This window comes from Lacinutrix chionoecetis (assembly GCF_053604665.1).
On record NZ_JBSHNQ010000060.1, the window covers coordinates 56514 to 80465 of the forward strand.

The following is a 23952-nucleotide window of genomic DNA, read 5'->3' on the forward strand; positions in this document are numbered from 1 at the left end:
ATTCTTAAGTAGATCTTATAAAGTTGTTGCTTCTCCTCCTGCTGCTTCAATGGCAGCCTTAGCAGTTGCGGTAAACTTGTGTGCAGTTACATTTAATTTTGCTTTTAATTCTCCTCTTCCTAAGATTTTTACCAGCTCATTTTTACCTGCTAAACCTAAAGAAACGATAGTATCAAAATCTAATGTATCTTTAATTTTTTTATCATCAACTAATTGCTGTAGCGTATCCAAGTTAATTCCTTGGTGCTCTATGCGGTTGATATTTGTAAAACCAAATTTAGGCACACGTCTTTGAAGTGGCATTTGCCCACCTTCAAAACCAACTTTCTTAGAATAACCAGAACGAGATTTTGCTCCTTTGTGACCACGTGTTGCAGTTCCACCTTTTCCAGAACCTTGTCCTCTACCTATTCTTTTACCTTGATTTTTTACTGAACCTTCTGCAGGTTTTAAATTACTTAAATTCATTTTTCAGTATCTTGTTATTTAGTTTCTTCTACAGAAACTAAGTGATTAACTTTTCTAATCATTCCTAAAATATTAGGAGTGTCTTCGTGCTCAATAGTTTGTCCAATCTTTTTTAAACCTAAAGCTAACAATGTTAGTTTCTGTCTTTTAGTACGATTGATTGCGCTCTTAACTTTTGTTACTTTTATTTTTGCCATTTCTGTAAATATTAACCGTTAAAAACTTTCTCTAATGAAATACCTCTCTCACGAGCAATAGCTTGAGCACTTCTTAATTGCAATAATGCATCAAAAGTAGCTTTTACTACGTTATGTGGGTTTGATGATCCTTGAGATTTAGATAATACATCGTGCACTCCAACTGCTTCTAAAACTGTTCTCACAGCTCCACCAGCAATTACTCCTGTACCAGGAGCTGCAGGAATGATGTTTACTCTTGCTCCACCAAATTTACCTTTTTGTTCGTGTGGTAAGGTTCCTTTAATAATAGGTATACGAACTAAGTTCTTTTTAGCATCTTCAATAGCCTTTGCAATTGCACTTGCTACATCTTTAGACTTTCCTAAACCGTGTCCTACAACACCTGCTTCATCACCAACCACTACGATTGCCGAAAAACCAAATGCTCTACCACCTTTTGTTACTTTAGTAACTCTCTGTACACCAACTAAACGATCTTTAAGATCCAATCCACTTGGTTTTACTAACTCTGCGCTTTTGTATTTTTGATACATAATTTCTTAGAATTTAAGTCCTGCTTCTCTAGCTCCTTCGGCTAATGATTTTACTCTTCCGTGATATAAGTATCCACCTCTATCGAAAGCGATAGTACTTATTCCAGCTTTAATTGCTTTTTCGGCAACAGATTTTCCTACTAATGTAGCAACTTCACTTTTATTACCTTTTGCAGAACTAATGTCTTTATCTCTTGAAGATGCCGCTGCTAAAGTTTTACCTGTAACATCATCAACAACCTGAGCATAAATTTCTTTATTACTTCTAAAAACAGCTAATCGAGGTCTTGCTTCTGTACCAGAAACAACCTTGCGTATTCTGCTTTTAATTCTTAGTCTTCTTTCGTTTTTTGTTAACGCCATAACTTAATTATTATGCTGATTTACCAGCTTTTCTTCTTAGTATTTCACCTACAAACTTGATACCTTTTCCTTTGTAAGGTTCTGGTCTTCTAAATCCGCGAATTTTCGCAGCTACTTGCCCAACAAGTTGTTTGTCGTGAGATGTTAACTTAATGATTGGATTTTTACCTTTATCTGAAACTGTTTCCACTTTCACTTCTGGTGCAATACTCATAACAATATTATGAGAGAAACCTAAAGCTAACTCTAATTTGTTTCCTTGATTACTTGCTCTATATCCTACTCCTACTAGCTCTAACTGCTTAGTCCATCCGTTAGATACACCTTCAATCATATTATTGACAAGTGATCTGTATAAACCATGCTTAGCTTTACTTTCCTTAGAATCTGATGGGCGTGTTACTAACACATTACCATCTTCAACTTTTACATCTACAGTATCAAAAGTTTGAGTTAATTCTCCTAACTTTCCTTTAGCTGTAATAACGTTATCTTTTACTTCTACTGTAACTCCTTCTGGAATTGCAACTGGGTTATTTCCTATTCTTGACATCTCTTTCTCCCTTATTAGATTAGTAAACGTAACATAAAACTTCCCCACCAACATTCTCACGTTGTGCTTGCTTACCTGTCATAACTCCATGAGAAGTTGAAACGATAGCAATACCTAACCCGTTAAGAATTCTTGGTAATTCCGTTGAACTAGAATACTTACGCAGACCAGGCTTACTGATTCTTTGTAGTTTTCTAATTACTGGTTCTTTTGTTTCTTTATTGTACTTAAGGGCAATTTTAATTGTTCCTTGTACAGAAGAATCATCGAACTTATAACTTAAAATATATCCTTGATCGAATAATATTTTAGTTATGTCCTTTTTTAAATTTGATGCAGGAATTTCTACAACTCTGTGATTAGCACGCACTGCGTTTCTAATTCTTGTAAGAAAATCTGCAATTGGATCTGTATACATATGTATTAATTTGCGGACTTGGTTTTCGTACTATTACGAACCTTAGACCAATTTATAATTTTACCAACTTGCTTTTTTAACACCAGGTATTAAACCTTGGTTAGCCATTTCTCTAAACATAACACGAGAAATACCAAACGTACGCATGTAGCCTTTAGGTCTTCCTGTTAATTTACATCTATTATGCTGACGAACTGGAGAAGCATTTTTTGGTAACTTTTGTAATCCCTCGTAATCTCCAGCTTCCTTTAAAGCTTTACGTTTCTCGGCATATTTAGCTACTGTTTTAGCTCTTTTCACCTCGCGGGCTTTCATTGATTCTTTAGCCATAACTTAGTTTTTTTGAAAAGGTAACCCTAATTCAGTTAATAATGATTTTGCTTCTTTATCTGTTTCTGCAGAAGTTACAAATGTAATATCCATACCAGAAATTTTATTGATTTTGTCAATATCTATTTCTGGGAAGATAATTTGCTCAGTAACTCCTAAATTGTAGTTACCTCTTCCATCAAAACCTTTAGCTTTAATACCATTGAAATCTCTTACACGTGGTAAAGCTGAAGTCACCAAACGGTCTAAAAATTCGTACATTCTTTCGCCTCTTAACGTAACCATAGCACCAATTGGCATACCTTTACGTAATTTGAAAGTTGCAACATCTTTTTTAGATAACGTTGCTATAGCTTTTTGTCCTGTTATAGCTGTTAACTCGTCTAATGCGTAGTCAACTAATTTTTTATCTGCAACCGCTGCACCAACACCTCTAGATACTACTATCTTTTTAAGTTTAGGTACTTGCATTACATTACTATAACCAAATTCTTCTGTAAGAGCTGCAATTACTTTGCTTTTATACTCTTCTTTAAGTCTAGGTGAATATGCCATAACTATATTACTTCGTTTGATTTTTTTGAAAATCTTACTTTTTTCCCATCTTCCATTCTGTATCCAACTCGCGTTGCTTCTCCCTTAGAAGTTAGCAATGATAAGTTAGAAATTTGAATAGGAGCTTCTTTCTCTACGATTCCTCCTTGTGGACTTTGTGCACTTGGTTTAGTATGTTTCTTTACCATGTTCACGCCCTCAACGATCGCTTTGTTCTTATCGGCCAATACCTTTTGTACTTTACCTTCAGATCCTTTATGATCTCCAGCAATTACTTTTACAGTATCTCCAGATTTTATTTTAAGCTTTGTCATCTTTTTTTTATCAATTAAAGCACTTCTGGTGCTAATGATACAATTTTCATGAATTGTTTATCACGAAGTTCTCTAGCAACAGGCCCAAAAACACGTGTTCCTCTCATTTCACCCGTTGGGTTTAAAAGTACACAGGCGTTATCGTCGAATCTTATATAAGATCCATCTGGACGTCTTACTTCTTTTTTAGTACGTACAACAACTGCAGTAGAGACAGCACCTTTTTTAATGTTTCCATTTGGTGTTGCATCTTTAACAGAAACAACAATTTTGTCTCCTACAGAAGCGTATCTTCTTTTAGTTCCACCTAGAACACGTATTGTTAATACTTCTTTTGCTCCGGTGTTATCAGCTACTTTTAATCTTGATTCTTGTTGTACCATAATTACTTCGCTCTTTCAATTATTTCAACTAATCTCCAACATTTAGATTTAGATAAAGGTCTTGTTTCCATGATCTTTACTGTGTCTCCAATGTTACAGTCGTTTGTCTCGTCGTGTGCTACGTATTTTTTCGTTTTTAAAACGAATTTTCCGTACATAGGATGTTTCACTTTTTTTACTTCGGCAACAACGATTGATTTCATCATTTTGTTACTAGTAACTACTCCTATACGTTCTTTTCTTAAGTTTCTTTTTTCCATCTTTCAGCAGAATTATTGTAATTCTCTTTTAGTTAATTCCGTTGCCAATCTTGCTACGTCTCTTCTTACAGAACGTAATTGGATTGGGTTATCTAAAGGAGATATTGCATGTGCCATTTTTAGGTCTGAATAACTCTTCTTTGTTTCACCAAGTTTCTCTTGTAACTCAGCTACAGATAATTCTTTAATTTCTGATTGTTTCATAATATCAAATAAATTATGCTTCGTAATCTCTAGCGATTAAAAACTTAGTTTTTACCGGTAATTTTTGTGCTGCTAAACGTAATGCTTCTTTTGCAACGTCTAATGGCACTCCTCCTATTTCAAAAAGGACTCTACCTGGCTTTACTACTGCTGCCCAATATTCTACCGCACCTTTACCCTTACCCATACGTACTTCAAGAGGTTTCTTTGTAATTGGCTTATCTGGAAATATTTTAATCCAAAGTTGCCCTTCTCTTTTCATGTAACGAGTAGCTGCAATACGTGCTGCTTCTATTTGACGCGAAGTTAAAAAGTTCGAGTCTAGTGATTTTATTCCAAAAGTTCCGTTTGATAGTTGATGCCCTCTTCCGGCATTACCTTTCATACGTCCTTTTTGTTGTTTACGAAATTTTGTTCTTTTAGGCTGTAACATTTTTTTCTATTCTTTAAAAAATTACTTTCTACGACGTGATTTGTTGTCTCTGTTTCCTCCACGTCCACCTTTTCCTTGCTTCTTAGATAATCCAACAAGAGGAGAAAGCTCTCTTTTACCATATACTTCACCTTTCATGATCCATACTTTAACACCTAATCTACCATAAGTAGTATGTGCCTCAACTAAAGCATAGTCAATATCGGCTCTAAAAGTTGATAAAGGAATACGTCCTTCTTTATAGTGTTCAGAACGTGCCATTTCAGCACCATTTAAACGACCACTAATCTGGATTTTAATTCCTTCAGCATTCATACGCATTGTAGCAGCGATAGCCATCTTGATTGCACGTCTGTATGAAATTCTATTTTCAATTTGACGCGCAACACTTGTTGCTACTAAAAACGCATCTAATTCAGGTCTTTTTATCTCAAAGATATTAATCTGAACTTCTTTGCCAGTAATTTTCTTAAGCTCTTCTTTTAACTTGTCTACCTCTTGTCCACCTTTTCCAATAATAATACCTGGTCTGGCAGTAGTGATAGTAACGGTTACAAGTTTTAAAGTTCTCTCGATAATTACTCTACTTACACTAGCTTTAGATAAACGCGCGTGAACGTATTTTCTAATCTTATCGTCTTCGGCAAGTTTATCACCATAATCGTTTCCTCCGTACCAGTTAGATTCCCATCCTCTGATAATTCCTAAGCGATTTCCGATTGGATTTGTCTTTTGTCCCATATCTATCTTAGCTTTGTGTATTATTGTTAGCTCCAACTACGATTGTTACGTGGTTTGAACGTTTTCTTATTCTGTGTGCACGACCTTGAGGTGCTGGACGTAATCTTTTTAACATTGCGCCTCCGTCAACTCTAATCTCTTTAACAAAAAGTTCTGCTTCTTCTATTGATGCATCTTCGTTCTTAGCTTGCCAGTTTGCAATTGCAGATACTAACAATGTTTCTAAACGTTTTGATGCTTCCTTAGAACTAAACTTTAAAATGTTAAGTGCTTTTTCTACGCGTTCACCTCTTACTAAATCGGCTACTAAACGCATTTTTCTCGGTGATGTAGGACAGTTATTAAGTTTAGCAAAAGCAATTTGCTTTTTACCTTCCTTAATAGCGTCTGCCATTTGTTTTTTACGACTTCCCATAGCTTTCTACTTTTTACCTTTATTTTTAGCACCAGCGTGACCTCTAAAAGATCTTGTTGGTGAAAATTCTCCTAATTTATGACCTACCATGTTTTCAGTTACATAAACTGGAACAAATTGGCGTCCGTTATGTACAGCTATCGTTTGCCCAACAAAGTCTGGAGTAATCATACTTGCTCTTGACCAAGTTTTAATTACCGTCTTTTTGTTAGCTTCTACATTAGTAGCCACTTTTCTTTCTAATTTATAATGAACGTAAGGTCCTTTTTTTAATGATCTTGCCATGTCTTATTTTTTTCTACGTTCTATAATATATTTGTTACTCGCTTTAGTCTTAGAACGCGTTCTAAATCCTTTAGCAGGAATACCGTTTCTTGAACGTGGGTGTCCTCCAGAAGATTTACCTTCACCACCACCCATTGGGTGATCGACTGGGTTCATTACTACTGGTCTTGTTCTTGGTCTTCTACCTAACCATCTTGATCTACCTGCTTTACCTGATACTAATAATTGGTGATCTGAATTAGATACAGCACCAATTGTAGCCATACAAGTAACTAAGATTAATCGTGTTTCACCTGAAGGTAATTTTACTGTTGCAAATTTACCATCTCTTGCCATTAATTGAGCAAACGCACCAGCACTACGAGCCATAACAGCTCCTTGACCTGGACGTAACTCTATACAAGATATAATTGTACCTAATGGAATACTCACTAAAGGCATTGCGTTTCCAATTTCTGGAGCTACATTTTCACCTGAAACAATAGTTTGTCCAACTTGTAAACCATTTTGAGCAATGATATACGCTTTCTCACCATCTTGGTAATTTAATAATGCGATAAAGGCTGTACGGTTTGGATCGTATTGAATTGAAGCAACTTCTGCAGGGATTCCTGCTTTAGTTCTTTTAAAATCGATAATACGATACCTTTTTTTATGACCACCACCTTTGTAGCGCATAGTCATACGACCTTGACTGTTTCTACCACCTGAACGTTTTTTCGGAGCTAATAAACTTTTCTCCGGCTTATCAGTTGTAATGGCGTCAAATCCATTAACAACTCTAAATCGCTGTCCTGGTGTGATTGGTTTTAATTTTCTTACTGACATTTGTCTTTTAATTACATGTTAGTGTATAAATCAATTATCTCACCTTCCGCCAGTTGTACTAATGCCTTTTTCATTGCATTAGTTTTACCATGTTGAATACCAGTTTTTGTATACTTAGTACTTCTATCTGGACGGACATTTATAGTACGAACTTTTTCTACAGAAACGCCATAAGCAGCTTCCACCGCTTTTTTAATTTCTACCTTGTTCGCCTTCGTATTCACGAAGAAGCTAAAACAGTTATTTAATTCGCTGTTCGCTGTTGCTTTTTCTGTGATTATAGGTTTAATTAAGATATTCATTTGTCTCTTATTTACTTAAATTCGTTACAATTCCTTCTAAAGCTCCTTCTAAAAGCACTACTTGATTTGCATTTAAAATCTTGTAAGTACTTAATTCTGAAGCAGTTACTACTTCAGAGCCTTTTAAATTGCGTGACGACAAATATACATTATTATTTGAAGCACCCAACACGAAGAGTGATTTTTTGTTTTGTAAGTCTAAAGCTTTCAAAATATTAGTGAAATTTTTAGTCTTTGGAGAATCGAAATTGAAGTCTTCTAAAACAACAATTGCTTTCTCATTTGCTTTTATACTGAACGCTGATTTACGAGCTAATCGCTTGAGGTTTTTATTAAGTTTGAAGCTGTAGTTTCTTGGTCTTGGACCGAACATACGACCTCCACCTTTAAACACACCAGACTTAATTGAACCTGCACGTGCTGTACCAGTTCCTTTTTGCTTTTTAATCTTACGTGTAGATCCAGTAATCTCAGCTCTTTCTTTAGCTTTGTGAGTACCTTGTCTTTGGTTTGCTAAATATTGTTTAACATCCAAATATACAGCGTGATTATTAGGCTCAATAGCAAAAACATCGCTAGAAAGGTCTGCCTTTCTGCCTGTTTCTTTTCCGTTTATATCTAAAACTGCTACTTTCATTATTTTCTAATAATTACATAAGCGTTTTTATGGCCAGGAACACATCCTTTAACCACAAGTAAATTCTTATCAGAAACTACTTTTAAAACTCTTAAATTTTGAACTTTTATTGTGTCTCCACCCATTCTTCCTGCCATTTTCATTCCTTTGAAAACTCTTGCAGGATAAGATGCAGCTCCAATAGATCCTGGCGCTCTTAAACGGTTATGTTGACCGTGAGTAGCTTGACCTACACCACCAAATCCATGACGTTTTACAACACCTTGAAATCCTTTACCTTTTGATGTTCCTGAAACATCCACAAATTCACCTTCTGCGAAGTGCTCTACAGTGATTGCATCACCTAACTTGTACTCCTCATCAAAACCTTGAAATTCGGCGATTTTGCGTTTTACAGAAGTTCCTGCTTTTTTCACGTGACCTAAGTCCGCTTTAGTAGCACTTTTTTCTGTCGCGTCATCGAAACCAAGTTGAATAGCTTTATAGCCATCAACATCTTCAGTTCTGACTTGGGTAACGATACATGGTCCAGCTTCGATTACTGTACATGGAATGTTTTTTCCATTTTCATCGAAGATGCTGGTCATACCGATTTTTTTTCCAATTAACCCAGACATAATTATTATTTATTTGTTATTATTATTTATTAAAAAACATTCAAGGCCGAAAATACGTTTCAGCCTTGAAGTGTATTTTTATCCGTTTTTCCTTCGCACGCAGCTTAGGACATGTAAAGTTTATAATTAAACTTTGATTTCTACTTCTACACCACTTGGCAACTCTAATTTCATAAGCGCATCAATTGTTTTAGAAGATGAAGAGTAAATATCTAATAATCTCTTGTAAGAGCTTAATTGAAATTGTTCTCTTGACTTCTTATTTACGTGTGGTGAACGTAATACAGTGAAAATTTTCTTGTGCGTTGGTAACGGAATTGGTCCTGTTACTACAGCTCCAGTACTTTTTACTGTTTTTACAATCTTATCAGCAGACTTGTCAACTAAATTGTGATCGTAAGACTTTAATTTTATTCTAATTTTTTGACTCATTTTCTTTAGTTTTAAGCTTCTACGCCTTTAGCTGCTTTGATTACTTCTTCAGATATATTTGAAGGAGTTTCAGCATAATGTGAAAATTCCATTGTTGATGTTGCACGTCCAGAAGATAATGTTCTTAATGTTGTAACATATCCAAACATTTCTGATAATGGCACGGTAGCTTTTACAGTTTTTGCTCCTGCTCTATCTCCCATGTCACTTACCTGACCTCTTCTTCTGTTTAAGTCACCTACTATATCACCCATGTTTTCTTCAGGAGTAATAACTTCTAATTTCATTATAGGCTCCATGATGACTGCCTTAGCTGCTTTTGCAGAATTCTTAAATCCTAATTTTGCTGCTAATTCGAAAGATAATTGATCCGAATCCACATCGTGGTAAGAACCGTCTTTCAAGGTTACTTTCATAGAATCAACTTCATAACCTGCTAATGGACCATTTACCATTGCCATTTTAAATCCTTTTTCAATAGAAGGTATAAATTCCTTAGGAACGTTACCACCTTTAATTATAGATTCAAACTGAAGTCCTTCAACACCTTCGTCTGCTGGCTCAATTGTAAATACAATATCGGCAAACTTACCACGACCACCTGATTGTTTTTTGTAAACTTCTCTATGGTCTGCAGCTTGTGTAATAGCTTCTTTGTATTCTACCTGAGGTTGTCCTTGATTTACTTCAACTTTAAACTCACGTTTTAAACGATCTACAATAATATCTAAGTGTAATTCACCCATTCCTGATATAATTGTTTGTCCTGAAGACTCGTCTGTTCTTGCTGTAAATGTTGGATCTTCTTCTGCTAGTTTTGCTAAAGCCATTCCTAATTTATCTACATCTGCTTTAGTTTTAGGCTCTACCGCAATACCAATTACTGGATCTGGAAAATCCATAGATTCCAATACAATTGGGTGCTTTTCATCAGACATGGTATCACCAGTCTTAATGTCTTTAAATCCTACTGCTGCTCCAATATCTCCTGCTTCGATAAAGTCGATAGCATTTTGTTTGTTAGAGTGCATTTGGTAAATTCGCGATATACGCTCTTTTTTACCCGAACGGTTATTTAATATGTAAGAACCTGCATCTAAACGACCAGAGTATGCTCTAAAAAATGCTAAACGTCCAACAAAAGGATCGGTAGCAATTTTAAATGCTAATGCAGCAAAAGGCTCGTTAACACTTGGCTTACGTCTTTCTTCCTCATCAGTATCTGGGTTTGTGCCAATAACACTTTCTCTATCCATTGGAGACGGTAAGTAACGACATACAGCGTCTAATAAAAATTGAACACCTTTATTTTTAAATGAAGATCCACAAACCATAGGAATAATTGCCATGTCCATTACAGCAGCTCTAAGTGCAGCATGCACTTCTTCCTCTGTAATAGAATTTTCATCTTCCATAAATTTTTCTAACAAATCTTCATCGTAACTTGCTACTTCCTCTATTAATAAAGCACGATATTTACGCACTTCGTCTTTCATATCTTCAGGGATATCAACAACGTCAAATGTAGAACCATAGTTATCATCATGCCATACAATAGCTCTGTTTTTAACTAAATCCACTATTCCTTTAAAGTTATCTTCATCACCAATATTTAATACAATTGGTACTGCGTTAGACTTTAACATGTCTTTAACTTGCTGACAAACACCTAAAAAGTCTGATCCTTGACGGTCCATTTTATTAACGAACCCGATTCTTGGCACTTTATAATTATCTGCTAATCTCCAGTTAGTTTCAGACTGTGGTTCTACACCATCTACTGCACTAAATAAGAAAACCAAACCATCTAATACACGTAAAGAACGGTTTACTTCTACAGTAAAATCTACGTGACCAGGAGTATCAATAATATTAAAGTGATAATCTTGAGCATCTGCTGTTGGCTCTCCATTTTCTTTTGGAAACGTCCAATCGCAAGTTGTTGCAGCAGAAGTAATTGTAATACCTCTTTCTGCTTCTTGTTCCATCCAGTCCATTGTTGAAGCGCCATCGTGCACTTCTCCAATTTTATGTGAAACACCTGTATAAAAAAGAATACGCTCTGTTGTTGTTGTTTTACCAGCATCAATATGAGCCGCAATTCCTATATTTCTTGTAAGTTTTAAATCTCTTGCCATTTCTAATTAAAATCTAAAGTGAGAGAATGCTTTATTTGCTTCAGCCATTTTATGAGTATCTACCCTTTTCTTAACCGCTGCTCCTTCTTCTTTAGCTGCTGCTAAAACCTCAGAGGCTAAACGTTGCGCCATAGACTTTTCATTTCTTTTTCTTGAATAGCTAATTAGCCATTTCATTGCTGTAGAAACTTTACGGTCTGCACGTATTGGGTTAGGAATTTGAAATGTAGCACCACCAACTCTACGACTACGCACTTCTACGTGAGGCATAACGTTAGATAATGCATCTTTCCATACTTCTAATGCTGTTTTTTCTTCGTCTGTTTTTTTTGCTTCTACGATATCAATTGCATCGTAAAATACTTTGAAAGCTACTGACTTCTTTCCATCCCACATCATCATGTTAACAAAACGAGTTACTAACTGATCGTTAAAACGTGGATCTGGTAAAAGCGGTCTTTTTTTCGCTGCTCTTTTTCTCATGTCTTCTTCTTAAAGTTTTTAAAATTACTTCTTAGGGCGTTTTGCACCATACTTAGATCTACGTTGCGTTCTACCTTCGACACCTGCTGTATCTAAAGCACCACGTACAATGTGATATCTAACTCCTGGCAAATCCTTTACCCTTCCACCTCTAACTAATACTATCGAGTGCTCTTGTAAATTGTGACCTTCTCCAGGAATGTAAGCGTTCACCTCGTTACCATTTGTTAATCTAACACGCGCTACTTTACGCATTGCTGAGTTAGGTTTTTTTGGTGTTGTGGTGTATACACGCGTGCACACTCCTCTTCTTTGAGGACACGAATTTAAAGCAACCGATTTACTCTTCTTAGTTATTTTGGTTCTTCCTTTTCGTACTAATTGTGAAATTGTTGGCATATATCTTAATATATAAATTTATTTGACCTCTTTTAAGAGGGCTGCAAATGTAGAAATTAATTTTCATAATTCAAACCGTAAAAGATTAATTTTCAATAGTTTTTTAAATTTATCTTTTTACCTATATTATATCTTTAGTTTTTCCGTTAGATTTACACCATATATATATAGTCTTAATTCGTGCATAAACATACCTTCTTAATTTTATTAATAGTTTCTTTTTCTTCTTTAGAATTAATGGCTCAAAATCTCAATCTTAATATTGAAGGAACAAATGATATTGAGACTCAAACAATAAACGACTTTGGTTATAAGCGTAGTCATGAAGATTTTAATTCAATTGTAAACGAAGCAGATTCGCTTCAACTAAGAATTAGTAAAGCTGGCTATATTGAAAATGAACGTGTTTCAATTGACAAAGAAAACGATAGTGTTTTTCGAATTATACTTCAGCTAAAAAATAAATACGAACGCATTAAAGTTTACTACGATTCATCACAAATAGACAAGAAAATTATAGATGCTATATCAGATGAAAGTTTTAATGATTATTTTAATATTAACTTTTTGCAAATTGAAAAAGCACTTCAGTACATAAATTTGCAAATAACTAATCAAGGCTATCCATTTGCCAAAACAAAATTTTCTGAAATAAAAATTATAGACAATATAACACTGTCTGCAAATCTCATTATAAATAAAGGAGAGACAAAACGTGGTTTGGACAATATAATTATAAAAGGTTATGAAAAATTCCCAAAAGCTTATTTAAAGCGGTTCTTAAAAATTAAACCAGAAAAAACGTTTAATATTGAAACAATCAAGAAAAAGATGAACGCATTAAATAATTTGCGTTTTGCAGAACAGATTAAACCACCTGAAGTTTTATTTACAAAAGATTCTACTACCTTATATATATATTTAAAAAAATCGCAGAGTAATACCTTTGATGGTTTTTTAGGGTTTAGTACTAATGAAGAAACGAACTCTCTTGATTTTAATGGTTATTTAAATTTAGAACTTAACAATAATCTTAATTATGGCGAATCCATAAGAGTGTTGTACAAAACCGATGAGAGCGAACAAAAGAACTTCGAATTTAATGCAAACCTTCCTTATCTATTTAACTCTCCCATTGGCACAGAACTTGGTTTAAAGATATTAAAGCAAGATAGTAGTTTTACAACTGTGAATCAAAAAGCGAATCTTTTTTACCAATTAAACTCTAAAAGCCGGATTTATACCGGAATTGAATCTACAGAATCTAATAATTTACTTGACAACAATCAAAACTTCTTTGTTAGCGATTACAGCACCACACTGTACACTGGACGATACGTATTAGAAAACAGAAATAACTACTCTAAACTTTTTCAACTAAAAACGTTATTAGACATAGAAATTGGTTTAGGCTCAAGAACCATATCAAACAATAAAGAGCCGCAACAAAGACTAACCATAAACACTTCGCATATACTAAACCTTAACAATAAGAATAGTATTTATTTAAGACTCAATAGTGTGCTTTTAAACTCAGATTCTTATTTAGAGAATGAGTTGTTTCGTTTTGGAGGCATCAATTCCATTAGAGGTTTCGAAGAAAACAGTTTACTCGCAAGCAGCTACATACTTTTAAATACAGAATACAGATACCAACTTACCAGCAGTATTTATGCGCACTCTATTCTTGACTTCGCTAATTTTGAAAATAAGATTACTACTACCAAAGAAAGCCTATATGGCTTTGGAATAGGCTTTGGCATTATCACCAAAGCAGGTTTGCTAAAATTTAATTTTGCAAATGGAAAAACAGAAACTCAAAGCTTCAAATTCTCAAACAGTAAAATACATCTAAGTTTAACATCAGTTTTTTAGTTTTTTCAAGGGTTAAAAAAAATTATTTTGAAAAAAAATTGAAATTTTAACCAATAAATATTGTTTAATTAACTTTTTATTATGATTTTTGGCAAAGACTAATTCAAATAAAATATAAAATGAAAACAAAGTTTAGTGGAATTTTAACGCTATTACTAGCGTTTGTTGTGCAACTCTCGTTCGCACAAGGAAAAACAATTTCAGGTACCATCACCGACGGTGATAATTTACCGTTGCCTGGAGTAAATGTTGTTGTTAAAGGTACAAGTAATGGTACGACAACAGATTTTGACGGTAATTATTCAATTTCTGCAAACACTGGCGATGTGCTTGTGTTTTCTTACGTTGGTAATACTGTTGAGAAAACTGTTGGTGCAGATAGCAACATTAGTTTTACAATGTTAGAGAATCAACTTGAAGAGGTTGTAATTACAGCTCTAGGTATTAAAAGAAAGAAAGATGAAGTTACTACTGTTTACCAGGAAGTTAAAACAGAAGAGCTTACCAAAGCTAACAACCCAAGTGTTGTAAACAGTTTATCTGGTAAAGTTTCTGGTTTAACTATTACACAAAGTACTAATGGTGTAAATGGAACTTCAAGAATTGTATTACGTGGTAATCGTTCTATTTCTGGAGACAATGAAGCTTTAATTGTAATTGATGGTGCTATTTCTAGTACAGGAATTTTAAACGCATTAGATCCTAACCAAGTTGAGACTGTTAACGTTATTAAAGGTGCTGCAGGATCTGCATTATATGGTTCTCAAGGTTCGAATGGTGTAATTGTTGTTACAACAAAAACTACTACTGAAGGAGAAAAAATGACTGTTCAAGTTAACACTGCTTTAGATTTCGAAACTGTAGCATTTGTTCCAGAAAAACAAACTAGATACGGTCAAGGTTGGGACTTAGGTAATGGTTTTGAAAACGTTATATATGAAAATGGTGGTTGGGGTCCAGAATTTGACGGACAAGTTGTTCCTGTTGGATTGCCTCAAGCAGATGGTACTTTTATTACCGCTCCATATTCATCAAGAGGTTCAGATCATATGAAAGAATTCTTTCAAACAGGTTTAACTAGACAAAATGCAGTAACAGTTTCATCTGGAGGTGCTGATGGCTATATTTCATTAGGTGCCAGAAATGTTAAGACTGAATTCGTTGTTAAAGATGATACTAGAAAAAGAAATACCTTCACATTAAGAGGAGGGAAAACTTTAGGAAACTGGACTGTAGGTGGTAATGTTATATACACAAACACAACTGTTGAGCGTCACGATGGTGACTTATACACACAGTTATTACAATCTGCAACTAACATTCCAATTGAGCGATTTGCTAATTCTGGAAACGAAGGACACTGGAACGCTTATTTTACTAATCCTTACTGGAACTTAGAAAACCAAAGATCTAAAGGTGAAAATAATAATATTAGTTTACAAGGAGAGTTAGGTTATAAGGTTAATGACAATATCTCTTTTAAGTTACTAAGTAATGCGCGTATTTTTGAAGGTAATTCTTTAACATATCAAAATGCATACGATGAACCTGCTGAAATAAACGCTAATACTGGTGCAAACAGATCTTTAATTTCTGATTTTACATATAGAAATTTCAGACAAAGCACATACTATACAGATTTCTTCGTGAATTTAGATTATGATTTAACTGAAGATATATCTTTTGGTAGTAACATTGGTTTAAACAACCAATACTTTAAAGACAGTTTTACAGAAGTAGGTGGTCAAAATTTAACTGTACCTGGAATCTATACAGCAGCTAACTTAAATGCTGGTGTTGATGATGCATTTAGTGGAAATGACAGAAACAATTCTGCAACAATATCTGCTTTTGCTAACTTAGATTTTGGATATAAAGATTTCTTATTCCTTACTGTTACAGGTAGAAATGATTGGTTATCAACTTTAGATGTTAGCAATCAGTCTTTCTTCTATCCAAGTGCCAGTGTATCTTTCCTTCCTACAAAAGCATTTGACGGGATGAAAGGAGACATATTAAACTATATGAAAATTACTGCTGCATATGTTGAAACAGGAAATGCCAATCAGGTTAATGCCTACGATATTCAGCAATTAGTAAATCAAGGTAATGGTTTCCCATTTGGAGGTCAAAACTCTTTTGTAGTTGATAGAAGTATTACAGATCCATTAATTAGACCAGAGTTTTTAGAGACTTTTGAAGTAGGTGTTAATTTAGGATTGTTTAAAGACAGATTAACGTTAGATGCAAGTTACTCTAAATTTACAGGTACAGATCAAATTACTAATGTTGGAACTTCTGCTGCAACAGGTATTGATAGAGCAAGACTTAACATTGCCAAGACTGAAGGTACAGCTTTCGAAGTTGATTTAGGTGTTAAAGTTATTAAGACTGACAATATTCAATGGAATGTTAATGTAGGTTACTCTACAACTGAAAACGAAGTGTTAAGTGTAACAGACCAATCTGATCAAGTATCTTTAGGTGGTTTTACTGGCTTTGCTGAAGTATTTGCAATTAAAGGAGAGCAGTTCCCTATAATTCAAACAAACTTCTACGAAAGAGATCCTCAAGGACGTGTAATTATTGACCCTGCAAATGGTAACCCTATTGAAGCAGCTGGTTTAAAAATTGCTGGTAGAACAACACCTAAGCATATAGTTAACTTAAATACCTCTTTTAATTATAAGAATTGGTCTTTACAAGCAACTATGGACTACAGAACAGGTCACGTATTCTATTCTGATACAAAATCTAACTTAACATGGTCAGGTCACGCAGTAGAAACTGCACAAGGTGGTCGTGGTCCATTTATATGGCCAAACTCATCTGTTGAAACTTCTCCAGGTTCAGGAGTTTACCAAGCAAATACATCGGTACCTTCTGGTGGTAACACTGCTGGTTCTTACATTAACTTCTTTGGAAACTATAGAGGTATTGGAGAAAACCATGTGTTAGATGCAACTGCATTTAAAGTTAGAGAATTGTCTCTTAGTTATGATTTAAATAAAGATTATCTTAAAAATAGTTTTATCTCTGGTTTAAGAATAAGTGCCACAGCTAGAAACCCATTCATTATTTTACCTGCTGAAAACAGAGGTTATAATGATCCAGAATCTAACTTCTCAACAACTGGTAATACTGCAGGTATTACAGTTCAAGGTACTAACTATCCACCAACCAAAACATTCGGTATAGGATTAAACTTAACTTTTTAAAAAAAAATAATTATGAAAAAATATTTTAAAATAGGAATTGCATTACTCTTTATAGGAGTCGCATTCAATTCTTGTGAAGGTACTTTAGACATTAATGAGTCTGAAGTAGATACAACAACAGATTTAGTAAATCCAGATTTACTATTAGCAGCCGCAATAGAGGCACCAAGAAGTTGGTATAGAACCGATGGTGTTCTTTTAGGAGGCTTTGAAACTACAGCTAGTGAATTAGGAAGTATCCTTATGAACCAATGGGCTGGAGATATTAATAACGTAACTGGAGGTTTTCAGGATGAGTTTAGATTAAACATCACTCAAAACTTTACACCTTCTACCAGAATTTGGGAAGGCTTATACAGAGGTATGGCAACATACCAAGCAATAATCGATTCTGAAGGTGATGATTACAATAACCACAAAGCAATTGCAAGAATCTTAAAATCTTACTATTTTCAATATATAGTAGATTTATATGGAGATGCTCCATATAGTGAAGCTTTAAAAGGTGGTGAGATTTTAACACCAGCATACGATAACGCTCAAGTTATATACAGAGCTTTAATTGAAGATCTTGATTTAGCTATAGCTACTATTGCTAACTCTGACCAGTATTTACCAGTTGGAACAGAAGATACTGTTTTTCAAGGTAACTTAAATGGTTGGGTTCAGGTTGCGAATACATTAAAGCTAAGAATATTATTACGTCAATCTAACATGGGTGGCGAAACTGCTTCTTACTTATCGGCGCAATTTGCAGCATTAGATAATAACTTTGTTACTACAAATGCTACAATTAACCCAGGATACGTTAACGAACTTAATAGACAAAATCCATTCTGGACAAACTACGGTTTTGACGTTGCTGGTAATCCAACTTTCGATCATGATTTCATCGTACCTTCTGAGTATTTTGAGAAATTCTTAAAAGGAGATGCACAAACAGATGCAAACGGAAATATGGGTGCGTTACCTGGAACTAATGTAAACGATCCTAGATTAGTACGTTTCTTTGATCCAGCTACTGGTGTTCCTGGAAATGGTGTAACTGGTGTAATTCAAGGTGCAACTAATGATCAAGCTCCAACAGCTTTATCAGAGCCTGGACCAGGATTATTAAGAGGTTTCGACCAAGACAGTTTCTTATTTACTGCTTCTGAGAGTTTCTTTTTACAAGCTGAAGCGATTGAAAGAGGTTACATTTCTGGAAATGCTCAAGCTATGTTTGAGGCTGGTATTACAGCATCATTCAGCTTATTAGGCGCACCTGGTGCTGCTTCTTACATCTCGACTTCTCAAAGTGTTAATAGAATTGGATGGACTGGATCTTCAAATAAAATTGAAGCAATTATGACTCAAAAATGGATTGCGCTTACTGGAATTAACGCTATTGAATCTTTTATAGATTTTAATAGAACTGGATTCCCTGATGCTCCATTATCTCTTATCGCTGAGAAGCCTGCGAGACCAGTAAGATTATTGTACCCAGCTTCAGAATATTCAACAAATTCTGCAAATGTACCTAATCAACCTGCATCGGCAGCATTCTCTGATAAAATTTTCTGGGACGTAAACTAATAACTGATAAAATTAAAAAATTATGAAAAAATTAAATAAATTATTCTTGCTATTAATGCTACCATTGTTTTGCGTTTCATGTATAGTAGATGACGATGAAAATACTGGCTTACAAGGTATTGAAAACACTCCAATTATTGTTGGATTCAAGAAAAGTGTAGCAGTAGAAACGTATTTCGAGGATATTGGAGCCGTAGAGTCTCAATACCCATTAGACATTCTTGGTGGTAACGCTGGAGTATTAAGCTCAACAGATTTAGTTGTGACTTATGAAATTGATCCTGCTTCTACTGCTACAGAAGGTGTGGAATTTGATTTTATTGATAACTCTGGAACATTAACAATTCCAGCAGGAAGTAGCTTTACACAATTTCCACTTTCAGTTAACACTGGAGGATTTGATCCAGATTCACCAACAGTTTTAATTTTAAAGCTTAAAAGTGTTAATGGTGGTGTTGTTTCTTCAATTAACGATGAGTTAGCAATTACATTTGTTGGTTGTTTAGCAGACCTTGAAGGAAATTATAGTGTAACAACTGTAAGATTATCAGATAATACTACGTACAACATTGGTACTTCTTTCTTAGAAGAAATAGGCACTAATACATTCTTAACTGAAACTACTGGTCAGTTTGGACTACAAACAACATTTAGTGTTATTTGTGGCGCTATTACAATTGAAGCACAAAATTTAGGTGGAATTTATAGTAACCAAGTTGAAGGTACTGGTTCTGTAGACCCTGTAACTGGTGACTTTGTTATCGAGTATACTATTACTCCATTATTTGCAGATCCATTTGTTGCTTACGTATCAACTTACATTAATTTATAAAAAAAAAGACATGAAAAATAAATTATATACTGTCGCATTTCTTGCAATAACAGCTTTATTTGTTAGTTGTACAGATGATGACTTAGATGGCTTAGAACCAAATGCAAAACCAGTTGCAACTACTACAGTTACTTCGTTAACAATAGTAGAAGGACGCTCTGATGTTATTCCTTTCACAATTAGCAATCCTGTTAACGTGCCTTCACAATTTAAAATTGAAGTCGTTGGTGGTACAGCTGAAGAAGATACAGAATTTACTGCAGGAAACTCAGACACAGATGCCGATACAGGTATACCTGGGCAAGGTTTTGAAATAACAGTTCCTGCTTATGCTTCATCTTTTGAGATCCCTGTTAATACTTTTAGAGATTTAGATCAAACAGAAGGAGATGAAACTGTAACACTTAAAATTACAGCAGCAGGCGTTAGAACTGTACTTACTCCTCAACCATACTTAATTGAAGTAAACATTGTTGATTACGAATTTTGTTTATGGAGTTTTGCATTAAATGATGCTTACGGTGACGGATGGCAAGGTGGAAACATTCTTGTTGAAACCGACGGTGATTTAGAGGCTTACGGTCCTGAAGGATTTGGCTCTGTTATCGATGTACCTGTACGTAAAGGTTTTAGTTACACTTTTACATATATTTCTGGTACTACTGGTTCTGGCCCAAATACAGCTGGTGCACCAGGATACGAAGAAGAAAATTCTTATGTGTTAACTTCTCCAGATGGCTCTACAACTTTTAGTGACGGCCCAGTTCCAACAACTGGTGTTATTACAAGTGGTACTGCTACATGTAATTAATGAGAATTAACTCTTATAAAACTAAAAACCACCTTAATATTAAGGTGGTTTTTTTTTAAAAAAAATGAAAAATGAAAAAATTATTACTTTTACTTATTTTAATAACCAGTATCACACAAGCGCAAAATACTGTTGGTACAATTAACAACACAAGCGGTTCTTATGTTGGTTATACATTGTTATCTCCGCTAAATTCTACTTCAACCTATCTGATAAATAATTGTGGAGAAGTAATTAACCAATGGTCCAGCAGTTACACACCAGGAGCATCAGTGTATCTACTTGAAAATGGTAACCTACTACGCACTGGTAGAATAACTAATCCTAACATTAATTTTGGAGGTGTTGGAGGTGCAATAGAATTGTATGATTGGGATGGGAATATATTATGGAATTATACTTATACCTCCTCCACTTACACCCAACATCATGATATTTACCCATTATCTAATGGTAATATCTTAGTCTTGAGCGCAGAAATTATGTCTCAACAAGAAGCTATTCAAGCAGGTAGAGACCCAAGCCTACTTCAAGACGGGCAAGTTTTTAATGAACAAGTAATAGAATTGCAGCCAATTGGTAGCAACCAAGCTAATATAGTTTGGGAATGGAATTTTAAAGACCACTTAATCCAAGATGTTGATGCCAGTAAAAATAATTTTGGTATAATTGAGAATAATCCACAACGCCTAAACTTTAATTATACTAATACTGTTGGCAGCCCTGAAAATTGGTTGCACATTAACTCCTTACAATACAATGAAAATTTAGATCAAATAATTTTAAGTAGTAGGATATTGAGTGAAATATATATAATTGACCATTCTACTACAACTGCAGAAGCAGCTGGCACTACTGGTGGTACTTATGGAAAAGGAGGCGATATTCTTTACCGATGGGGAAATAAAGAGGCTTACAATAAAGGAGATAGTAGTGATCGCCAATTGTACGGACAACATTATCCTCACTGGATTCCTGATGGATTTGCCGATGCAGGTAAAATAATGATTTTTAATAATGGAGACAATACCAGACCCTTCTCTTCAATCGAAATTATTGATCCTTTAGAATCCTCACCAGGACACTATATATATGATTCAACAAATGGCTTTGCTCCGTTAGTAGCTGAATATTCTTATACAGCACCAGTTAATACTGACTTTTTCTCATCTATCCTATCCAGTGGACAAAGACTACCTAACGGTAACACTTTAATTTGTGATGGTGATAGCGGTTATTTTTTTGAAATTGACAGCAATGAAAACATTGTTTGGGAGTATGTTAATCCTGATGGGTTTAATGGTATATTTAATCAAGGAGATGACCCTCAATTAAATTTCGTTTTTAGAGCTATTAAATTTGCTCCAGATTACCCAGCCTTTACTGGTAGAGATTTAACTCCTGGTCCTCCTATAGAGGGTAATCCAGACTTAAGTGATTGTATGAATTTAAGTATTGATGAATTTGATTTAGCAGCATTAGATATTAAAATTTATCCAAATCCAGTTCAGGATGTTTTAAAGATTAGCTATAATGAAGCTATATTAAATATTGAAATTTTCTCAATTTTAGGAAAAAAAATAAAGACAGTTTCGAATACTAAAAGTGTAGATTTAGCCAATTTAAATGCCGGAATGTATATAGTTAAAATTCAATCTGAAAACGGTTTTCTAACACAAAAAATCATAAAAAAATAAAATTGACAATTATTAATTTATAAAAGAGTCTGATTTATATCAGGCTCTTTTTTTATACCTTTACCGCAATGAAAGACACAACACAAATATTTGGTTTAAGAGCTGTAATTGAGGCTATAAATGCAGAAGAGACAATCGATAAAGTTTTTTTACAAAAAGGGCTTAAAGGCGAATTATTTAATGAGCTTGAAGCTCTTTTAAGAAAAAAAGGAATTAACTCGTCTTACGTTCCTGTCGAAAAATTAAACCGCTTAACGAAAAACAACCATCAAGGTGTCGTTGCACAAATTTCTCCAATTGCCTTTCATGATTTAGATGAATTGGTTTTAAAAACTATTGAGAGTGGTGCTACTCCTCTATTTCTAATGCTGGATCAATTAAGTGATGTTCGTAATTTTGGCGCCATAATTAGAACGGCTGAATGCACAGGAGTTCACGGTATAATAGTACAAAAAAGTGGTGGTGCTCCAGTAAATGGAGATACTATAAAAACCAGTGCAGGTGCAGTGTTTAAAGTGCCTATATGTAAAGTAGACCATATTAAAGATGCCATGTATCACATGCAGGCAAGTGGCATTAAAGTGATTGCAGCTACCGAAAAAACAGATAACACCATTTATGATGTTTCCTTTAAAGAACCATGTGCCATAATCATGGGAAGCGAAGGTCGAGGTATCAACCCATCCATATTAAAGCAAGTAGATGCAAAAGCTAAATTACCTTTATTAGGCGACATAGAATCGCTTAATGTCTCTGTTGCTTGTGGTGCTATTTTATATGAAGCAATTAGACAGCGTCTTTAATTACTCTTTATTATCTTTAAAAATATAGTTGATTTCAGAAATTTCCTTAGTGATATCTTCTGTTTTGGCAAACCATTCGGTTTCCGGAGACAATTCTATAAAATTTCCATTCTCATCAAAATGTTTTAAAAATTCATCTTCCTCTTCATTGTAATGAGGCTCTTCCCAAACATATTTTTTAGGCTTGGTAATTTCCTTTCTAAAAATAATGGCAAAAATTAATCCGGTGAGTAAACCTGCAGTATGGCCTTCCCAAGAAATCTTTTCATCTATTGGAAATGCATACATAAACATACTTCCATAAAGAAACACAACTACCAAAGACAATGCTATTAATCTATAATGTTTAGCGAAAATACCTTTAAAAAAATTGAAACTAAATAGCACATAAATTAAGCCACTGGCACCAATATGATACGATGGTCTTCCTATTGCCCATGTAATGAAACCTGAGAGTAAAATACCATAGATTACTACCTTAAAGGCAATGTTACGATAAAAATAAAATAAGGCAGATGATAATACAAATAACGGAATGGTATTAGAATACAAATGTTTAATACCCGAATGTATAAAAGGACTAAAAATCACACCACGTAGTCCTTTTAAAGTTTGAGGATACACACCATATTTATTAAAACGGTAACCAAAACGAATTTCTATGGCAAAAATGAGCCAAATTAATAACACAAACAATGTTGGATACAGAATGGTATCTATATTAAATATAAATGGTTGTTCTTTATTTTTCATCTTAAATTAAAGATAGCAATTTACAATCCATTTCTTAAAATGGTGATACAATGTCAGAACGTAACATTTACTAAAACGAACATTATTAATATAAAAA

The 23952-nt window shown here is 34.3% G+C and carries 32 protein-coding genes; 7 read left to right on the forward strand and 25 right to left on the reverse strand.

Going from position 1 to position 23952, the window contains the following annotated elements:
* Positions 1–15 precede the first annotated feature (15 nt).
* From rplO to rpsL, 24 genes are all read right to left on the reverse strand, one after another.
* The gene (rplO, locus tag ACVC43_RS01825; RefSeq protein WP_452222870.1) at positions 16–468 is read right to left on the reverse strand and encodes a 50S ribosomal protein L15; all 453 of its coding nucleotides are present in this window, start codon (positions 466–468) and stop codon (positions 16–18) included.
* Positions 469–482: 14 nt separating this feature from the next.
* Positions 483–665, reverse strand: coding sequence for a 50S ribosomal protein L30 (gene rpmD / locus ACVC43_RS01830; RefSeq protein WP_452221486.1), 183 nt, complete (start codon positions 663–665; stop codon positions 483–485).
* A gap of 11 nt (positions 666–676) precedes the next feature.
* Entirely contained in the window at positions 677–1201 is a 525-nt protein-coding gene (rpsE, locus tag ACVC43_RS01835) for a 30S ribosomal protein S5 (protein WP_076732129.1), read from the reverse strand.
* Between the two features lie 6 nt (positions 1202–1207).
* Entirely contained in the window at positions 1208–1564 is a 357-nt protein-coding gene (rplR, locus tag ACVC43_RS01840) for a 50S ribosomal protein L18 (protein WP_452222871.1), read from the reverse strand.
* A 10-nt stretch (positions 1565–1574) separates the two neighbouring features.
* Positions 1575–2117, reverse strand: coding sequence for a 50S ribosomal protein L6 (gene rplF / locus ACVC43_RS01845; protein ID WP_452222872.1), 543 nt, complete (start codon positions 2115–2117; stop codon positions 1575–1577).
* 19 nt (positions 2118–2136) lie between these two features.
* Complete coding sequence (rpsH, locus tag ACVC43_RS01850) at positions 2137–2535, reverse strand: 30S ribosomal protein S8 (protein ID WP_013869030.1); 399 nt, start codon at positions 2533–2535, stop codon at positions 2137–2139.
* 60 nt (positions 2536–2595) lie between these two features.
* Complete coding sequence (rpsN, locus tag ACVC43_RS01855) at positions 2596–2865, reverse strand: 30S ribosomal protein S14 (RefSeq protein ID WP_452222873.1); 270 nt, start codon at positions 2863–2865, stop codon at positions 2596–2598.
* Between the two features lie 3 nt (positions 2866–2868).
* Positions 2869–3420 carry a 50S ribosomal protein L5 gene (gene rplE / locus ACVC43_RS01860; protein WP_452222874.1) on the reverse strand — a complete coding sequence of 184 codons (552 nt, stop codon included), beginning with the start codon at positions 3418–3420 and terminating at the stop codon, positions 2869–2871.
* A gap of 2 nt (positions 3421–3422) precedes the next feature.
* Positions 3423–3734: a 50S ribosomal protein L24 gene (gene rplX, locus ACVC43_RS01865; RefSeq protein ID WP_076732124.1), complete on the reverse strand. Its 312-nt coding sequence runs from the start codon at positions 3732–3734 to the stop codon at positions 3423–3425.
* A 14-nt stretch (positions 3735–3748) separates the two neighbouring features.
* Positions 3749–4117, reverse strand: a complete 369-nt coding sequence (rplN, locus tag ACVC43_RS01870) for a 50S ribosomal protein L14 (RefSeq protein WP_019386277.1) — start codon at positions 4115–4117, stop codon at positions 3749–3751.
* 2 nt (positions 4118–4119) lie between these two features.
* Positions 4120–4377 carry a 30S ribosomal protein S17 gene (gene rpsQ, locus ACVC43_RS01875; protein WP_013869035.1) on the reverse strand — a complete coding sequence of 86 codons (258 nt, stop codon included), beginning with the start codon at positions 4375–4377 and terminating at the stop codon, positions 4120–4122.
* 12 nt (positions 4378–4389) lie between these two features.
* The gene (gene rpmC, locus ACVC43_RS01880; RefSeq protein WP_034061903.1) at positions 4390–4581 is read right to left on the reverse strand and encodes a 50S ribosomal protein L29; all 192 of its coding nucleotides are present in this window, start codon (positions 4579–4581) and stop codon (positions 4390–4392) included.
* A 13-nt stretch (positions 4582–4594) separates the two neighbouring features.
* On the reverse strand, positions 4595–5014 hold the full coding sequence (gene rplP / locus ACVC43_RS01885) for a 50S ribosomal protein L16 (RefSeq protein ID WP_013869037.1): 420 nt from the start codon (positions 5012–5014) through the stop codon (positions 4595–4597).
* Between the two features lie 21 nt (positions 5015–5035).
* Positions 5036–5755, reverse strand: coding sequence for a 30S ribosomal protein S3 (rpsC, locus tag ACVC43_RS01890; protein ID WP_452222875.1), 720 nt, complete (start codon positions 5753–5755; stop codon positions 5036–5038).
* Between the two features lie 7 nt (positions 5756–5762).
* The gene (gene rplV / locus ACVC43_RS01895; protein ID WP_034061915.1) at positions 5763–6170 is read right to left on the reverse strand and encodes a 50S ribosomal protein L22; all 408 of its coding nucleotides are present in this window, start codon (positions 6168–6170) and stop codon (positions 5763–5765) included.
* Between the two features lie 6 nt (positions 6171–6176).
* Positions 6177–6455, reverse strand: a complete 279-nt coding sequence (rpsS, locus tag ACVC43_RS01900; RefSeq protein WP_452222876.1) for a 30S ribosomal protein S19 — start codon at positions 6453–6455, stop codon at positions 6177–6179.
* Positions 6456–6458: 3 nt separating this feature from the next.
* Positions 6459–7283, reverse strand: a complete 825-nt coding sequence (rplB, locus tag ACVC43_RS01905; protein WP_452222877.1) for a 50S ribosomal protein L2 — start codon at positions 7281–7283, stop codon at positions 6459–6461.
* A gap of 11 nt (positions 7284–7294) precedes the next feature.
* The gene (gene rplW, locus ACVC43_RS01910) at positions 7295–7585 is read right to left on the reverse strand and encodes a 50S ribosomal protein L23 (protein ID WP_452222878.1); all 291 of its coding nucleotides are present in this window, start codon (positions 7583–7585) and stop codon (positions 7295–7297) included.
* Positions 7586–7592: 7 nt separating this feature from the next.
* Positions 7593–8222, reverse strand: coding sequence for a 50S ribosomal protein L4 (rplD, locus tag ACVC43_RS01915; RefSeq protein WP_013869043.1), 630 nt, complete (start codon positions 8220–8222; stop codon positions 7593–7595).
* Positions 8222–8839, reverse strand: coding sequence for a 50S ribosomal protein L3 (gene rplC, locus ACVC43_RS01920; protein ID WP_452222879.1), 618 nt, complete (start codon positions 8837–8839; stop codon positions 8222–8224). Before rplC ends, rplD begins: the two co-directional genes overlap by 1 nt.
* Positions 8840–8965: 126 nt before the next feature.
* Positions 8966–9271, reverse strand: a complete 306-nt coding sequence (gene rpsJ, locus ACVC43_RS01925) for a 30S ribosomal protein S10 (protein ID WP_007650482.1) — start codon at positions 9269–9271, stop codon at positions 8966–8968.
* 11 nt (positions 9272–9282) lie between these two features.
* Complete coding sequence (gene fusA, locus ACVC43_RS01930) at positions 9283–11409, reverse strand: elongation factor G (RefSeq protein ID WP_452222880.1); 2127 nt, start codon at positions 11407–11409, stop codon at positions 9283–9285.
* A 6-nt stretch (positions 11410–11415) separates the two neighbouring features.
* Positions 11416–11892 carry a 30S ribosomal protein S7 gene (gene rpsG, locus ACVC43_RS01935; protein WP_452222881.1) on the reverse strand — a complete coding sequence of 159 codons (477 nt, stop codon included), beginning with the start codon at positions 11890–11892 and terminating at the stop codon, positions 11416–11418.
* A gap of 24 nt (positions 11893–11916) precedes the next feature.
* Positions 11917–12291, reverse strand: a complete 375-nt coding sequence (gene rpsL, locus ACVC43_RS01940; RefSeq protein ID WP_452222882.1) for a 30S ribosomal protein S12 — start codon at positions 12289–12291, stop codon at positions 11917–11919.
* Between the two features lie 237 nt (positions 12292–12528).
* Here rpsL and ACVC43_RS01945 point away from each other — a divergent pair, with 237 nt between their 5' ends.
* The 7 genes from ACVC43_RS01945 (at position 12529) to rlmB (ending at position 23102) form a co-directional block, all read left to right on the forward strand.
* A complete protein-coding gene (locus ACVC43_RS01945) occupies positions 12529–14166 on the forward strand; it encodes a POTRA domain-containing protein (protein ID WP_452222883.1) in 1638 nt (545 codons plus the stop codon).
* 119 nt (positions 14167–14285) lie between these two features.
* Entirely contained in the window at positions 14286–17384 is a 3099-nt protein-coding gene (locus ACVC43_RS01950) for a SusC/RagA family TonB-linked outer membrane protein (protein ID WP_452222884.1), read from the forward strand.
* Between the two features lie 12 nt (positions 17385–17396).
* Complete coding sequence (locus tag ACVC43_RS01955; protein ID WP_452222885.1) at positions 17397–18959, forward strand: SusD/RagB family nutrient-binding outer membrane lipoprotein; 1563 nt, start codon at positions 17397–17399, stop codon at positions 18957–18959.
* A 22-nt stretch (positions 18960–18981) separates the two neighbouring features.
* Positions 18982–19791 carry a hypothetical protein gene (locus tag ACVC43_RS01960; protein WP_452222886.1) on the forward strand — a complete coding sequence of 270 codons (810 nt, stop codon included), beginning with the start codon at positions 18982–18984 and terminating at the stop codon, positions 19789–19791.
* Positions 19792–19801: 10 nt separating this feature from the next.
* On the forward strand, positions 19802–20602 hold the full coding sequence (locus ACVC43_RS01965; protein ID WP_452222887.1) for a hypothetical protein: 801 nt from the start codon (positions 19802–19804) through the stop codon (positions 20600–20602).
* Between the two features lie 71 nt (positions 20603–20673).
* Entirely contained in the window at positions 20674–22299 is a 1626-nt protein-coding gene (locus ACVC43_RS01970) for an aryl-sulfate sulfotransferase (protein ID WP_452222888.1), read from the forward strand.
* Positions 22300–22367: 68 nt separating this feature from the next.
* Positions 22368–23102, forward strand: coding sequence for a 23S rRNA (guanosine(2251)-2'-O)-methyltransferase RlmB (rlmB, locus tag ACVC43_RS01975; RefSeq protein ID WP_452222889.1), 735 nt, complete (start codon positions 22368–22370; stop codon positions 23100–23102).
* Here rlmB and ACVC43_RS01980 read toward each other — a convergent pair whose 3' ends face one another.
* Positions 23103–23855 (reverse strand): rhomboid family intramembrane serine protease, encoded by a 753-nt coding sequence (locus ACVC43_RS01980; protein ID WP_452222890.1) that lies wholly within the window; start codon positions 23853–23855, stop codon positions 23103–23105. It lies immediately after the preceding gene.
* Positions 23856–23952: the final 97 nt, after the last annotated feature.

Coding starts and splice junctions, on each gene's coding strand:
- rplO (WP_452222870.1), bottom strand. CDS start 468: ATGAATTTAAGTAATTTAAAACCTGCAGAAGGTTCAGTAAAAAATCAA.
- rpmD (WP_452221486.1), bottom strand. CDS start 665: ATGGCAAAAATAAAAGTAACAAAAGTTAAGAGCGCAATCAATCGTACT.
- rpsE (WP_076732129.1), bottom strand. CDS start 1,201: ATGTATCAAAAATACAAAAGCGCAGAGTTAGTAAAACCAAGTGGATTG.
- rplR (WP_452222871.1), bottom strand. CDS start 1,564: ATGGCGTTAACAAAAAACGAAAGAAGACTAAGAATTAAAAGCAGAATA.
- rplF (WP_452222872.1), bottom strand. CDS start 2,117: ATGTCAAGAATAGGAAATAACCCAGTTGCAATTCCAGAAGGAGTTACA.
- rpsH (WP_013869030.1), bottom strand. CDS start 2,535: ATGTATACAGATCCAATTGCAGATTTTCTTACAAGAATTAGAAACGCA.
- rpsN (WP_452222873.1), bottom strand. CDS start 2,865: ATGGCTAAAGAATCAATGAAAGCCCGCGAGGTGAAAAGAGCTAAAACA.
- rplE (WP_452222874.1), bottom strand. CDS start 3,420: ATGGCATATTCACCTAGACTTAAAGAAGAGTATAAAAGCAAAGTAATT.
- rplX (WP_076732124.1), bottom strand. CDS start 3,734: ATGACAAAGCTTAAAATAAAATCTGGAGATACTGTAAAAGTAATTGCT.
- rplN (WP_019386277.1), bottom strand. CDS start 4,117: ATGGTACAACAAGAATCAAGATTAAAAGTAGCTGATAACACCGGAGCA.
- rpsQ (WP_013869035.1), bottom strand. CDS start 4,377: ATGGAAAAAAGAAACTTAAGAAAAGAACGTATAGGAGTAGTTACTAGT.
- rpmC (WP_034061903.1), bottom strand. CDS start 4,581: ATGAAACAATCAGAAATTAAAGAATTATCTGTAGCTGAGTTACAAGAG.
- rplP (WP_013869037.1), bottom strand. CDS start 5,014: ATGTTACAGCCTAAAAGAACAAAATTTCGTAAACAACAAAAAGGACGT.
- rpsC (WP_452222875.1), bottom strand. CDS start 5,755: ATGGGACAAAAGACAAATCCAATCGGAAATCGCTTAGGAATTATCAGA.
- rplV (WP_034061915.1), bottom strand. CDS start 6,170: ATGGGAAGTCGTAAAAAACAAATGGCAGACGCTATTAAGGAAGGTAAA.
- rpsS (WP_452222876.1), bottom strand. CDS start 6,455: ATGGCAAGATCATTAAAAAAAGGACCTTACGTTCATTATAAATTAGAA.
- rplB (WP_452222877.1), bottom strand. CDS start 7,283: ATGTCAGTAAGAAAATTAAAACCAATCACACCAGGACAGCGATTTAGA.
- rplW (WP_452222878.1), bottom strand. CDS start 7,585: ATGAATATCTTAATTAAACCTATAATCACAGAAAAAGCAACAGCGAAC.
- rplD (WP_013869043.1), bottom strand. CDS start 8,222: ATGAAAGTAGCAGTTTTAGATATAAACGGAAAAGAAACAGGCAGAAAG.
- rplC (WP_452222879.1), bottom strand. CDS start 8,839: ATGTCTGGGTTAATTGGAAAAAAAATCGGTATGACCAGCATCTTCGAT.
- rpsJ (WP_007650482.1), bottom strand. CDS start 9,271: ATGAGTCAAAAAATTAGAATAAAATTAAAGTCTTACGATCACAATTTA.
- fusA (WP_452222880.1), bottom strand. CDS start 11,409: ATGGCAAGAGATTTAAAACTTACAAGAAATATAGGAATTGCGGCTCAT.
- rpsG (WP_452222881.1), bottom strand. CDS start 11,892: ATGAGAAAAAGAGCAGCGAAAAAAAGACCGCTTTTACCAGATCCACGT.
- rpsL (WP_452222882.1), bottom strand. CDS start 12,291: ATGCCAACAATTTCACAATTAGTACGAAAAGGAAGAACCAAAATAACT.
- ACVC43_RS01945 (WP_452222883.1), top strand. CDS start 12,529: ATGGCTCAAAATCTCAATCTTAATATTGAAGGAACAAATGATATTGAG.
- ACVC43_RS01950 (WP_452222884.1), top strand. CDS start 14,286: ATGAAAACAAAGTTTAGTGGAATTTTAACGCTATTACTAGCGTTTGTT.
- ACVC43_RS01955 (WP_452222885.1), top strand. CDS start 17,397: ATGAAAAAATATTTTAAAATAGGAATTGCATTACTCTTTATAGGAGTC.
- ACVC43_RS01960 (WP_452222886.1), top strand. CDS start 18,982: ATGAAAAAATTAAATAAATTATTCTTGCTATTAATGCTACCATTGTTT.
- ACVC43_RS01965 (WP_452222887.1), top strand. CDS start 19,802: ATGAAAAATAAATTATATACTGTCGCATTTCTTGCAATAACAGCTTTA.
- ACVC43_RS01970 (WP_452222888.1), top strand. CDS start 20,674: ATGAAAAAATTATTACTTTTACTTATTTTAATAACCAGTATCACACAA.
- rlmB (WP_452222889.1), top strand. CDS start 22,368: ATGAAAGACACAACACAAATATTTGGTTTAAGAGCTGTAATTGAGGCT.
- ACVC43_RS01980 (WP_452222890.1), bottom strand. CDS start 23,855: ATGAAAAATAAAGAACAACCATTTATATTTAATATAGATACCATTCTG.